The organism is Glycocaulis sp., assembly GCF_052168375.1.
Classification (GTDB): domain Bacteria; phylum Pseudomonadota; class Alphaproteobacteria; order Caulobacterales; family Maricaulaceae; genus Glycocaulis.
This window is the reverse complement of sequence record NZ_JBQLZR010000212.1, coordinates 1-11,932: the sequence shown is the minus strand read 5'-3', so window position 1 is coordinate 11,932 and position 11,932 is coordinate 1. Positions and strand designations below refer to the sequence as shown.

Below are 11,932 nucleotides of genomic sequence, written 5' to 3'. Positions count from 1 at the left end.
CTTGATGGCGTTGCGCCGTTCGGGGCGCATCTTTACGTCCAGCCAGCCTTGCTTGGCTGTGGCGTTGATCGTGCCTGAAAGGTCCAGCTCCTCGTCGGCGCCATCACGGGCAAACTTGCGCAGGCGGCGCAGAGCCAGCTTCAGATTGCGCGTGCCCAGCTCCCGGTCGGAATCATAATCCTTGTAGCGGCGCGCCTCCCACACCTTGGCGGCTTTCTTCTGCTGGCTGGTGCCGCCAATGCGCACGCCGGACGGATTGTATCCGGAATGGCCGAAAGGGCTGGTGCCGCCCGTGCCGATCCATTTATTGCCGCCTTCGTGGCGCTTCTCCTGTTCCTGGAGCCGCTGGTTGAGCGTTTCCATCAGCTCGTCGAAGTCCATGGCTTCCAGCTCGGCCATTTCCTCTTCGGTGAGGTGCCGGCGCATTTGCGCGCGCAGCCAGTCTTCGGGGATTTCCGCCTCGTTGAACATCTCGCCCAGAAGCTCCACGCCCTTGAAGACATGGCCAAACACCTGGTCGAACTTGTCGAAATTGCGCTCGTCTTTCACCAGCGCCGCGCGGGAGACCGCGTAGAAATCGTCAATGGCGGGCGAGACCGCGCCCTTTTCCAGCGCTTCTAGAAGCGTGAGGTATTCCCGGGTCGAAACCGGGACTTTCGCGGCGCGCAGTTCGGTGAAGAAGCGATGGAACATGGCCACAAGGATAGGCGCTCGCGGGGCTCACCCGCAAGCGCCCAGAATTCCATGGTTGGCCGTCCATCAGGAAAGTCCTAGCGGCGGGCCAGCAGCGCGCCTGCAATGGCGCCGATACCGGCGGCAATGCCAAGCGAGGCATAGGGGTTGTCCCGGACATAGCCGATCGCCTGGTCTTCGATCCTGCCGGCGCGCCGGGCGATCTTGCGGGCCTGGCGGCGGGTGGTCTTCGCGGCGCTTTCGAGTTCCTTCTCGGCCGCCCGGCTGACCGATTTGAGGGTCTTTTCACCCTCTTTACGGATTTCCTCGACACGCTTGCTGGCACTTGTCGCCATGGAGAGCCTCCTGTCTCGCGGTAACATGGTGCGCGGTCCGGCATGGGCGCCGTCCGCATCCCCACATTAACCCCGGCGAGGCAGGGCGGGTTCCGAATGGGCCTATTGTGCGGCGTCGCGCTTCGCCATGAAGGCGAGCTTTTCAAACAGCTGTACGTCCTGCTCGTTTTTCAGAAGCGCGCCGTGGAGCGGCGGGATCAGCTTGCGCGGATCCTTCTCGCGCAGGAGTTCCGGGTCCACATCCTCCACCAGCAGGAGTTTCAGCCAGTCGAGCAGTTCCGACGTGGAAGGCTTCTTCTTCAGGCCCGGTACGGAGCGGACCTCGTAGAATTTTTTCAGCGCTTCGGAGAGAAGGCGGCCTTTCAGGCCCGGGAAGTGCACCTCCACGATGGCGCGCATCGTGTCCTCGTCCGGGAAGGCGATGAAATGGAAGAAGCAGCGGCGCAGGAAGGCGTCCGGCAGCTCCTTTTCATTGTTCGAGGTGATGATGACGATGGGGCGAACCTCCGCCTTCACCGTCTCGCCGGTCTCGTAGACATGGAACTCCATCCGGTCGAGCTCCTGCAAGAGGTCGTTCGGAAACTCGATATCGGCCTTGTCGATCTCGTCGATCAGCAGGATCGGGCGTTTCTCGTGGGTGAAGGCCTCCCACAGCTTGCCCTTGCGGATGTAGTTGCGGACATCGTGAACCTTGTCATCGCCCAGCTGGCTGTCGCGCAGGCGGGCGACGGCATCGTACTCGTAGAGGCCCTGCTGGGCCTTGGTAGTCGACTTGATGTGCCATTCCAGAAGGGGCGCATCCATGGCGCTGGCGATCTGGCGGGCAAGCTCGGTCTTGCCGGTGCCGGGCTCTCCCTTCACCAGCAGCGGCCGCTCCAGCGTGACGGCGGCGTTTACCGCTGCGGCCAGTTCTTCGGTGGCGACGTACTGGCTGGTGCCTTCAAAGCGCATGATCGTTAACCCTTGGCTATGGCGTTTCGGTGTCAAACCTAGAGCGGTGAAACGCAAATCGCGAGTGCCCGGCGGCATTTTCTTTTGCGCCGCACCACGAAGGCCCCGGCCAGAATCGCGATAGCTTTAGAGCTGGCACTGGCCCGCAGCGACGGAGCGCACCGGTGAGGTTGGCCGTTATCCCTGCCCGCGCAGGCAGCAAGCGCGTACCGGGCAAGAATATTGCCCCGTTTCATGGCCGCCCCATGCTGGGCTGGGTGGTCAGGGCTGCGCTGGATTCGGGCGCTTTCGATCAGGTAATCGTGTCCACCGACGATGCCCGGATCGCTGCCATTGCCCGCGAGCAGGGCGCGCAGACACCCTTCTTGCGCCCGGCGGAACTCGCCGATGATCATACCGGCCTGATGGACGTGATGGCCCATGCCGTGGGTGCAGTAGGAGGAGACGTAGAGCTTGTCTGCTGCCTGCTTCCCACAGCGGTGATGATCACGCCGCAACGTCTTCAGGAGGGGCTGGCGCGCCTGCAGGGAGATGCCACGCTCGACTATGTGATGACGGTGCAGCCCTTTCCCCATCCGGTCGAGCGGGCCTTGCGCCTTGATGCCGCCGGTCATGTGGTGATGGACCAGCCTGAACACCTTTCCACCCGGACCCAGGACCTGCCGGAGCGCTATTATGACAGCGGCCAGTTCTACTGGGGGCGGGCGGATGCCTGGCTGGCACGCAAACCGGTCTTTACGGCCCGGTCGGGAGTGATCGTCCTTGCCAGCCATGAGGCCGTGGACATCGATACGCCCGATGATCTGGAGCGGGCGCGGCGCCTCTTTGCGGCAAACCGCAAGGAGGGGGCGTGACGGCACGCATCCTCTTGCGCCCGGACGCATCGCGGGCCTGCGGTGCAGGCCATCTCATGCGCTGCCTGACGCTTGCTGACGCACTCGCGCAAAAGGGTTGGGAGGCGCATTTCGCCTGCCATGAGGCAGACGGGTTCGACCATGGCGTGGTTGTCCGGCGCGGCCATGTGCTCCACACCCTGCCTGCGTATCAGGGTTGGGAGGCGGACGCTGTGGCGGTCGCGCCCCTTGTTGACCGCCTGAAGCCGGACTGGCTGATCGTGGATCATTACGGCCTCGACGCACGATGGGAGCAGGCCTGTGGCCAGCCGCCCGCTCGTGTCGCCGTCATCGACGATCTCGCAGATCGCCCACACGCTGGCGCAGTGCTCTTCGATTCTGGCATCCACCGGCAGGCAGACGCTTATGACGGGCTGGTGCCCGCGCACTGCCGGCGGTTTTGCGGTCCGGCCTATGCCCTGTTACGTCCGGCCTTCGCCGCGCATCGGCAGGTCAGCCTTCGCCGCCGCGCTGCTGGTGGCAAACCTGCGCGCCTGATGCTCGCAATGGGCGGTGTGGACGCAGACAATGTCACGGGCGCAGTGCTGGAGGTTATCGCTCCCGTGTTAGCCGGAAGGGGCATGGCGTTGGATGTGGTTCTGGGCAGCAATGCCCCGCACCGGGCCTCGGTGACCCGTTTTCTCGAAAAGGCGGCGTTCGCTGCGCGCCTGCATGTCGATCTGCCGGACCTTGCCGGGCTGATGGCAGATAGTGACATCGCGATTGGCGCATCGGGCGGCACGGCGCTGGAGCGCCTTTGCCTCGGTCTTCCCAGCCTCGTTTTGTCACTGGCCGATAACCAGCCACCGGCGGCGCAGGCCATAATGGATCTTGGCGCGGGCCTCTATGCGGGCGATGTGCGCGAAGCCGGTTGGCAGCAACGCCTTTTGGCCGGGCTTTCCGGCTGGCTGGATGATCCTGCAGCCCTCAAACCGGTTCCGGCGCGCGCAGCCGCGCTGGTGGACGGTGAGGGCGCGCACCGGGTTGCGGAGGTGCTCCATGAGCGTGGCTGAACCGGTTGTCTCGATTGGCAGGGCAGGGTGGCTGCGTCCCATGACCGATGGGGATCTGGCGCAGGTTCTGGCCTGGCGCAATGCGCCCGCCGTGCGCGCCAACATGTACACGACGCATGAGATTTCGCCTGATGAACATGAGCGCTGGTGGTCGGTCACCCGCGGCGATGCCTCGCGCCGCTACTTCCTCTTCGAGGATGCGGCGGGCGCCTTCGGCGTGGTCGGGTTCACCCGGATAGGCGAGACAGAAGGTGAAGCAGAATGGGCCTTCTATGCCAGCGGCGACGCGCCGCCCGGCACCGGCTCGAGAATGGAGTGGCTGGCGCTGGAGTATGCGTTCTCCACGCTGCAGCTCGACACCCTGCGGTGCGAGGTGCTTGAGCAGAATGCGCGCGTGATCGCGCTGCATGAGCGCTTTGGCTTTCACAGGGTGGAAAAGACCACCCGCCTCGTCGATGGAACGCGCGAAGCAATCATTTACCGGCTTGCCCTAGACCAGCCGGGCTGGGCGAAATTTCGCCAGAGCGCTTTTGACCGCATCACCGCTAGGCAGGCACCGTCATCATGACCGATTTCGTTATCAGTGGACGCCCGATTGGCCCCGGTCATCCGCCCTATCTGATCGCCGAATTGTCGGGCAATCATAACGGGTCGCTGGACCGCGCGCTGGCCATGATCGATGCCGCACGGGACGCGGGCGCCGACGCCGTGAAATTGCAGACCTATCGCGCCGACACGATCACGCTGGATTCCAGTGCGCCCGAGTTCACCATTTCTGAAGGCCTGTGGGCCGGACGGCGCCTCTTTGACCTCTACGCCGAAGCCTCCACGCCCTGGGAGTGGCACGAGGCCCTGTTTGCCCATGCACGCAAGGCCGGGATCACGATATTTTCCTCGCCTTTCGACCATACTGCCGTCGACCTGCTGGAGAGCCTCGGCGCGCCAGCCTACAAGATCGCCTCGTTCGAGCTGGTTGATACGCCGCTGATCCGCCGCGTCGCACAGACGGGCAAGCCGATGATCATGTCGACCGGCATGGCGAGCCTGGAAACCATCGCCGAGGCGGTCGAGACAGCGCGGAGCAATGGCGCGCGCGCCATCACCCTGCTGCGATGCGTCAGCGGTTATCCCGCCCCCGCAGCCGACTATAATCTGGCCACCATGACCGATATGGCCCGGCGCTTCGATACGCTGGCCGGCCTCTCCGACCACACGCTTGATGACACGACCGCCATTGCCGCAGTCGCGCTCGGCGCCAGTATCGTGGAAAAGCATTTCACGCTGGCGCGCGCCGATGGCGGGCCGGATGCGGCCTTCTCGCTGGAACCGGCGGAGTTTGCCCGGCTGGCAAATGCGCTTGCTGTCACGTTCAGCGCCATCGGCACCGTCACTTATGAGGTAAAGGCCAGCGAGGCAGGCAATGTCCAGTTCCGGCGCTCGCTCTACTTTGTACGTGATCTGCCGGCTGGCGCTGTCGTCGGCGAGCAGGACGTGCGTAGCGTGCGGCCCGGTCACGGCCTTGCGCCACGTCACTACGACGCAATCATCGGCCGCCGCCTTGCAAGGCCGGTGCAGTTTGCCCAGCCCTGCCGCTGGGACGATTTCACAGAGTGAACCTGCTGCCTTTAGTAAGCGGGGTCAGGCGGCGTTGCGGGCGTGGGCTTCGACGAAGGTCTTGAATTCACCTGCCATGCGCTTCATGCCGCCCGCCCAGTCGCGATAGCGCTCCCCGGCAAAGGTGCGGCTGCCCGGATACCAGAGCATTTCCTGCTGGCCGAGCATGGTCCACGCGACATTGATCGGGCGGATGAACCAGACAAGCCCGCCAACAGCAGCTGTCAGGTTCGTGGTCGCATTCATCGGCCCCATGACAAGATCACAGGCCTTGCCGAGCGCGGCGACGCCATCGAGATCGTCTTTCAGGTCGATATTCTGCAACTGGTGGATTTTCACACCGAAGCGGGCCTCTGCTTCGGCAAGCTCGTCGCTCACCTCGCCGTATTGCAGGTTGATGAAGACGGCGCCCGGCGTTTTCAGGATGGGCTTCCACATCTCGAAGGGCGCAAAATGTTTGGTGCGCGACGCATCCATCTTCAGCGACTTCCAGAGCAGGCCGACTTTCGGTCCTGTGCCCAGCGCAGCCAGCTCTTTACGAAAATTCGCGACGCGCTGCGCATCAGCTGTCAGGAATCCGGGCTCGGCCGGAAAATCTGTCAGGCGGGAGCGGAAGGCGCGGCACAGATGGCCCATCGGCGTCCACATGTTCGCCTTGCCGTCCTTGAACAGGTCCGGGGCGTGGCGGTGCTGACGGCCTTCGCGCTCGACCGTGTAATGGCGCTCCACGACGGCTTTGGGGAAGGAGCGTTGCAGTAGCGGGATAAGGCGCTTCTCGCACGCAATGCGCAGCTCACCCTCCGGACCGACAGCTTTTTGCGCGTCGTGCAACGTGTTGGCGAACAACACCTCGTCGCCCACCCCCTGTTCACCAACGACCACCAGCGTCTTGCCGGCGAGTTCGGTGGCATCCGCGCCGTCCCAGGGCTTTGCCGGGATCAGGAAGTTCGTCGCAAACCGGTAATGCATGCTCAGGCGCAGGCGGTAGAGGTCCCAGCCCTTTTCCAGCTCGCCCGCCGCCAGCAATGAATGGGAATAGCCGTGTGTGGAGACCACGCGCTCTGACTCTGATTCAGCATTGTCCACGGCGGCCTTGAAATGGGTCAGAGCCCCCGCGACGTCGCCGGTGAGTTCCAGCGCGTGGGCAAGGTTGTGGTGCGCGCGGGCATAGCCGGGGCGCAGGCGCAGCGCCTCGGCGTGAAACGTGATGGCCTCACCGGCCTCGCCGCTTTCCATGACGGTCGTGCCAAGCGCGTTCCACAGATCGGCATTTTCCGGCTCGCCATAGATGGCTTGCCGCAACAGCTCGATGGCATCCTCGAACTTGGACTGGTCGCGCAGGATCGCCGCTAGCTGAACCGCGCCGCCTTGTGCCTTGGGGTTCAGCTTCAGGTGCAGGCGCAGGAATTTCTCCGCGGTAGGCAGCAGGCCGAGCTTGGAGGCGAGAAGCCCGAGGCTCTTGTAGAATTCCGGGTTCGTGGGATCGCGCTGCAGCGCGCGCTCATAGAATTCGAGCGCCTTGGAAAGCCGGCCCAGATGCTCCAGCGCCATGCCCATTGCCTGGTTCACGACAGGGTGGTCCGGGTGGGTATCAAGCAGTTTCAGAACGACGCGGGCCCCCTCGGCGGCCTTGCCCTCGTCGACCAGGCTCATCGCGCGACGCAGCTTCGCGGCGATCTTGGGGTCGGACTTGCCTGCCCCGGCCTTGTCCAGGACGAGGCCCGGAATGGTGCCGGTTTCGGCATCGCGCGGCGGGTTGATGATCTCTTCGACGCCCTTGGCAATTTCGGCATCAAGATCGAGAAGCATCGTCATGTCAGTGTCCTGCAGGTCGCATTTTCAGGGGCTTGAGCCAGAGAGGCCCGCTTCGCTTAAGAAGCTGCTAACAATCGGCAATGTGCAGCTGATGCGGCGTGGGAAACGGTTTCTTCACCCCGTTTGGTGAACATCCCTTTCAAAGGGGGCGCATTCGTGCGCGTAGTGTCCGGGGAGCCATCGTCATGCCGCTCAAGCTGTCCTTGAAACCTGGCGAGAAATTCGTCCTCAACGGCGCTGTCGTGGAGAACGGTGACCGCCGGGCGACACTGGTCCTGCAGAACAAGGCTTCGGTCCTTCGCGAGAAGGACATCATGCAGGAGCATGAGGCCGACAGCCCCGCACGCCGGATCTATTTCCCGGTCATGATGATGTATCTGGAAGGGCGCGCCGAAGGCGCCGTGTACGACCAGTTCGTGCTGCGCATGACCGAGTTCATGGGCGCCCTTACCAACCCGGAAGTGCTTGCAGACTGCGTGGCCGTCAGCCGCGATGTCATGACGGGTGAGTTCTACAAGGCGCTCATCCGCTGCCGCAAGCTGATGACCTATGAGGACCAGCGCACCGGCCGGGCACCGGCCGAAACGAAGGAATAGCCGGCTCATGTCCTACAAGGCCTACCAGACCGCTGCTGCCCGCACCGAAGACCCGCGCTCGACAGAGTACCGGTTGTTCGGACAGGTCACGCGCGCGCTGCTCAGTGCCCGCGAATGCGGCCCGATGCAGCTTTCCCAGCGCGCTGACGCGCTCGACTGGAACCGGCGCATGTGGACGGCTTTTGCGGCGGACTGCTCCAGCGAGGACAACGCCCTGCCGGAATCTCTGCGCGCCGCCATCATTTCGCTGTCCCTGTTTGTGTCCCGCCAGACCAGCGAGGCGATCCGCGATGATGACGCCATCGACACGCTGGTGGAGATCAACCGGACCATCATGCAGGGCCTGGCTCCGCAAGGTCAGGGTGAGGCAAGCGCCGCCTGACCGGCGGTTAGCCAGCATAAGAGCCACGCGAAGGCCGGACGTTGGCGTCCGGCCTTTTTCATTGCCCGAAACACTGGCGTGAATTTGCCGACCTGACACTTGCGGTCCGGCAGAAATGACCGGGCGCGGCTCGCGTGCCTGCCCGCCTGCCATTTCCCCTTAAAAAACATGGGGCTGAAAACCCGTATTGGCGCAGTTGGGCGGCACGGCCTTTGCCATGCGCCTGACAGGACAAAACGTCCGTTTTCCACTTCCAGAATGGAGGAACCCCACAATGAACAATTCTGTGAACACGAACTACGGAGCCATGGTGGCTCTGCAGAACCTGAACAAGACCAACATGCAACTGCAGACGACGCAAAACCGGATCAATACCGGGCTGGCCGTGTCCAGTGCGAAGGATAATGGCGGCATCTACGCCATTGCCCAGCGCATGCGTTCCGATGTGAGCGCCTATGGTGTCGTTCAGGACAGTCTGAACCGCGGCATCTCGACCACTGATGTCAGCCTTGCCGCGGGCGAAGCGATTTCCGATCTGCTCATCGAGATGAAGGAAAAGGCCCTGGCCGCCAGCGACGTGTCGCTGGACACGCCGAGCCGGGTTGCGCTGAACGAGGACTTCATGGCGCTTCGCGACCAGATCGCGTCGATCGTCGAGAATGCCGAGTTCAACGGCCTCAACCTGATCGATGGCAGCGCCACGGATGGCTTTATCGCGCTGGCCAATGCCGACGGCTCCAAGACGATCACGGTGGCGACGGAGGACCTTTCGCTCTCCGGCACCGTCGTGACGCTGACGTCGACGGCATCGTTCGGCACGGCCACCGAGGCGTCGGACATTGCTTCGCAGATCGCCACGTCCCTGGAAAACGTGAACAGCTCGCTTGCGCGTCTGGGCACGATGTCCAAGGCGCTGGAGATCCATCAGACCTTCGTGACCAAACTTTCTGACGCTCTGGAAAGCGGAATCGGCAATCTCGTCGATGCGGACATGGCAAAAGAGTCGGCAAAACTGCAGTCCCTGCAGGTCAAGCAGCAGCTTGGCATCCAGGCATTGTCGATTGCCAACTCGGCGCCCCAATCCGTTCTCAGCTTCTTCCGGTAGAGACAGGATTGAGAGGGCCGTCCCTGACGGGGCGGCCCTCCATTTTTGCCTCACGCTACAGTTAATTTTTTGTTAGTAAATTATTGAAATTACGAGAAATTAGTGATTCGATAACCGGCAGGTTTTGCCGGTTCGGCAAATTCTGCCGGGTAAATTGGCATCAGGGCGGCAATTTTTGCCGGGCCGGCTTGAAGCGGAAAATATTCTCTATCTCCGAAGCGTCTGAAAAGACGGCATTTTTCAGAAAATTCGTGGGCGCCACCGCAAACTGGCCCCGCCCTTGCTGAGCAGTGTCCGGGTCAGAAGACCTGGCACGCAAAACGCGCGTCACACCATAGAACGTGAAAGGAGCCAAGAAATGGCTAGCGTTAATACGAATCCGGGCGCGATGGTTGCCCTGCAAAACCTCAACCGTACCAATTCCGAACTGCAAACCGTCCAGAACCGGATCAACACCGGTCTTGCGGTTTCGTCTGCCAAGGACAATGGCGGCATCTACGCCATTGCTCAGAGCATGCGTGCAGAAGTCGGCGGCCTGCGCGCCGTCACCAACTCCCTCGATCTTGCTGTTTCCACCGTCGACGTAGCCCTGGCGGCTGGCGATGCCATCTCCGACCTGCTGGTCGAGATGAAGGAAAAAGCCCTGGCCGCGTCGGACACGTCGCTGGACAGCGGTTCGCGTACGGCTCTTGACGAAGACTTCAAGGCTCTGCGCGATCAGATCGCCACGATCGTGGAAAACGCCGAATTCAATGGCACGAACCTCATCGACGGTTCTGTCACGGGCGGCATCTCGGCTCTGGCCAATGCGGCTGGCTCCAACACGATCGACGTCGTCGACGAAGACATGTCGCTGTCTGGCGGCATCGTTTCGTTCTCTGCCGGCACCGACATCAGCACGCAAACGCTGGCTGCCGCTGCCGTCACCTCGATCGATACGGCACTGACCAACCTGAACTCGGCGCTGTCGCGTCTGGGTACCGGTGCGAAGTCGCTGGAAATCCACAAAACGTTCGTCAGCAAGCTGTCGGATACCCTCGAGAAGGGTATCGGCAACCTTGTCGACGCCGATCTCGCGAAGGAATCGGCCCGTCTGCAGTCCCTGCAGGTCAAGCAGCAGCTTGGCATCCAGGCGCTGTCGATCGCCAACTCCGCACCGTCCACGGTGCTGGGCTTCTTCCGCTAGGTTAGTGGTGGGGAGAGTGGCGGGAGCATTACGTGGGGTTCTGCTCCCGCCGCTTTCTTTTGACGGATTTGCTGGCCTTCGGGCGATGTAGAGGACTGAAATCAACCAAGGGGACAGGGACAACTGCTGGTCGCAGTGTCAGCCTGGAAAGACCATGAATGCACTGGCTCCAATATCAGGACGCGAACTCGTCGTGCCGGTCGCCGGCATCGCGATGAATACCGCTCCGGTCGAAACCGGTGCCATGGCGGTCCTTGCGGTTGAAACATCTTCCCGCCAGTCCGGGTCCGATACCCGCGACACGCTGCGCCAGAGCGAAATCATCGAACAGATGCGCGCCGAACTCAGCGCCAATGCCCGTACCCGTCTTCAGATCGAACGCGACGAGGACGGCGGGAGCTTCATCTACAAGCTGATGGACCCGGAAACCGGCGAGACGCTGCGCCGCTGGCCACCAGAGAGCTTTGGCGATCTGGTCAGCTTCCTTCAGGGCCAGGATGGCGGCCTCGTCAACGAGCAGGCCTGAACAGGCTTCCCGCCCGGCAGAAATTTACCAGTTGAGACGGGAAAATTTGCCTCTGCGGCATGTTGCATGCCGTGAGGGAGTTGCCTCGCATACTCCCAAGCAGCTGAAAATAATGGCCTAATCGCGAATTAGCCGTGATGGCCCCGCTCTTGCTGTGTGCCTTCCAGACGGGCTGCCAAAAGGCGGCGGGATTCTGGGAGAAGACCAATGGCGCTGAGCGTCCAGACGAATGTTTCGGCAATGCTGGCATTGCAGAACCTCAACAAGACCAACATGGACCTGCAGACCACGCAGAACCGGATCAATACCGGTCTGAAAGTGGGCGGCGCGAAGGACAACTCTTCGGTCTTCGCCGTAGCGCAGTCCATGCGGGCCGATATCGGAGCGCTCGGGTCGGTGAAATCCTCGCTCGACCGGGCCGTGTCGATTGGTGACGTGGCGCTTGCGGCCGGCGAGGCGATTTCCGACCTCCTGATCGAAATGCGTGAAAAGGCGACAGCCGCGATGGACGCCTCCATCGACAGCTTTGCTCGCGCTGCCTACGACAGCGACTTCAAGGCACTGGTCAACCAGATCCAGGTCATCCTGCAAAATGCCGATTTTGACGGCGCAAACATGCTGAATGGCTCGATCACCGGCGGGATTGCGTTCCTAGCCGATGCTGATGCCGCCCGCTCGGTCACGCTGAGCACGCAGGACATGAGCTTCTCCGGCGCGATCATCACCTTGTCCTCGACGGCGAGCCTCGGCACGGTCACGCTCGCGGCCAGCGCGGTCTCCTTCGTGAACGAGAGCCTCGACAATGTGAACGCGGCGCTTGCGC

At 62.5% G+C, this 11,932-nt stretch carries 13 protein-coding genes and 1 pseudogene; 10 read left to right on the top strand and 4 right to left on the bottom strand.

Translation table 11 applies throughout. From position 1 onward, the window contains the following. From ACTS2Z_RS08485 to ACTS2Z_RS08475, 3 genes and pseudogenes are all read right to left on the bottom strand, one after another. Nucleotides 1-693 (bottom strand): annotated as a pseudogene (locus tag ACTS2Z_RS08485) (VWA domain-containing protein); the annotation flags it as partial. A gap of 77 nt (nt 694-770) precedes the next feature. Then, a complete protein-coding gene (locus ACTS2Z_RS08480) occupies nt 771-1,028 on the bottom strand; it encodes a glycine zipper domain-containing protein (protein ID WP_442572782.1) in 258 nt (85 codons plus the stop codon). A 102-nt stretch (nt 1,029-1,130) separates the two neighbouring features. Continuing rightward, entirely contained in the window at nt 1,131-1,979 is an 849-nt protein-coding gene (locus ACTS2Z_RS08475) for an AAA family ATPase (RefSeq protein WP_442572781.1), read from the bottom strand. A gap of 164 nt (nt 1,980-2,143) precedes the next feature. Here ACTS2Z_RS08475 and pseF point away from each other — a divergent pair, with 164 nt between their 5' ends. From pseF to pseI, 4 genes are read left to right on the top strand one after another with little or no spacing between them, the layout of a single operon-like run. After that, nucleotides 2,144-2,833, top strand: a complete 690-nt coding sequence (gene pseF / locus ACTS2Z_RS08470; protein WP_442572780.1) for a pseudaminic acid cytidylyltransferase — start codon at nt 2,144-2,146, stop codon at nt 2,831-2,833. After that, on the top strand, nt 2,830-3,885 hold the full coding sequence (gene pseG / locus ACTS2Z_RS08465; protein WP_442572779.1) for a UDP-2,4-diacetamido-2,4,6-trideoxy-beta-L-altropyranose hydrolase: 1,056 nt from the start codon (nt 2,830-2,832) through the stop codon (nt 3,883-3,885). Before pseF ends, pseG begins: the two co-directional genes overlap by 4 nt. Beyond that, on the top strand, nt 3,872-4,453 hold the full coding sequence (gene pseH / locus ACTS2Z_RS08460) for a UDP-4-amino-4,6-dideoxy-N-acetyl-beta-L-altrosamine N-acetyltransferase (RefSeq protein ID WP_442572778.1): 582 nt from the start codon (nt 3,872-3,874) through the stop codon (nt 4,451-4,453). Before pseG ends, pseH begins: the two co-directional genes overlap by 14 nt. Further along, nucleotides 4,450-5,499, top strand: coding sequence for a pseudaminic acid synthase (gene pseI / locus ACTS2Z_RS08455; protein WP_442572777.1), 1,050 nt, complete (start codon nt 4,450-4,452; stop codon nt 5,497-5,499). The genes pseH and pseI overlap by 4 nt, the downstream gene beginning before the upstream one ends. 24 nt (nt 5,500-5,523) lie before the next feature. Here the strand turns inward: pseI and ACTS2Z_RS08450 are convergent, their stop codons facing one another. Continuing rightward, entirely contained in the window at nt 5,524-7,314 is a 1,791-nt protein-coding gene (locus tag ACTS2Z_RS08450; RefSeq protein WP_442572776.1) for a tetratricopeptide repeat protein, read from the bottom strand. Nucleotides 7,315-7,499: 185 nt separating this feature from the next. On the opposite strand from ACTS2Z_RS08450, the gene flbT reads away from it, so the two are divergent. From flbT to ACTS2Z_RS08420, 6 genes are all read left to right on the top strand, one after another. Next, nucleotides 7,500-7,910 carry a flagellar biosynthesis repressor FlbT gene (gene flbT / locus ACTS2Z_RS08445; RefSeq protein ID WP_442572775.1) on the top strand — a complete coding sequence of 137 codons (411 nt, stop codon included), beginning with the start codon at nt 7,500-7,502 and terminating at the stop codon, nt 7,908-7,910. A 7-nt stretch (nt 7,911-7,917) separates the two neighbouring features. Next, on the top strand, nt 7,918-8,292 hold the full coding sequence (gene flaF / locus ACTS2Z_RS08440) for a flagellar biosynthesis regulator FlaF (protein ID WP_442572774.1): 375 nt from the start codon (nt 7,918-7,920) through the stop codon (nt 8,290-8,292). Between the two features lie 274 nt (nt 8,293-8,566). Continuing rightward, the gene (locus ACTS2Z_RS08435; RefSeq protein WP_442572773.1) at nt 8,567-9,397 is read left to right on the top strand and encodes a flagellin; all 831 of its coding nucleotides are present in this window, start codon (nt 8,567-8,569) and stop codon (nt 9,395-9,397) included. Nucleotides 9,398-9,755: 358 nt separating this feature from the next. Continuing rightward, nucleotides 9,756-10,583, top strand: a complete 828-nt coding sequence (locus ACTS2Z_RS08430) for a flagellin (protein WP_442572772.1) — start codon at nt 9,756-9,758, stop codon at nt 10,581-10,583. Nucleotides 10,584-10,737: 154 nt separating this feature from the next. Continuing rightward, entirely contained in the window at nt 10,738-11,109 is a 372-nt protein-coding gene (locus tag ACTS2Z_RS08425) for a flagellar protein FlaG (RefSeq protein ID WP_442572771.1), read from the top strand. Between the two features lie 207 nt (nt 11,110-11,316). Further along, nucleotides 11,317-11,932 (top strand): flagellin (locus tag ACTS2Z_RS08420; RefSeq protein ID WP_442572770.1); only part of this gene is annotated, 616 nt, incomplete at its 3' end.

Coding starts and splice junctions, on each gene's coding strand:
- ACTS2Z_RS08480 (WP_442572782.1), bottom strand. CDS start 1,028: ATGGCGACAAGTGCCAGCAAGCGTGTCGAGGAAATCCGTAAAGAGGGT.
- ACTS2Z_RS08475 (WP_442572781.1), bottom strand. CDS start 1,979: ATGCGCTTTGAAGGCACCAGCCAGTACGTCGCCACCGAAGAACTGGCC.
- pseH (WP_442572778.1), top strand. CDS start 3,872: ATGAGCGTGGCTGAACCGGTTGTCTCGATTGGCAGGGCAGGGTGGCTG.
- pseI (WP_442572777.1), top strand. CDS start 4,450: ATGACCGATTTCGTTATCAGTGGACGCCCGATTGGCCCCGGTCATCCG.
- ACTS2Z_RS08450 (WP_442572776.1), bottom strand. CDS start 7,314: ATGACGATGCTTCTCGATCTTGATGCCGAAATTGCCAAGGGCGTCGAA.
- flbT (WP_442572775.1), top strand. CDS start 7,500: ATGCCGCTCAAGCTGTCCTTGAAACCTGGCGAGAAATTCGTCCTCAAC.
- flaF (WP_442572774.1), top strand. CDS start 7,918: ATGTCCTACAAGGCCTACCAGACCGCTGCTGCCCGCACCGAAGACCCG.
- ACTS2Z_RS08435 (WP_442572773.1), top strand. CDS start 8,567: ATGAACAATTCTGTGAACACGAACTACGGAGCCATGGTGGCTCTGCAG.
- ACTS2Z_RS08430 (WP_442572772.1), top strand. CDS start 9,756: ATGGCTAGCGTTAATACGAATCCGGGCGCGATGGTTGCCCTGCAAAAC.
- ACTS2Z_RS08425 (WP_442572771.1), top strand. CDS start 10,738: ATGAATGCACTGGCTCCAATATCAGGACGCGAACTCGTCGTGCCGGTC.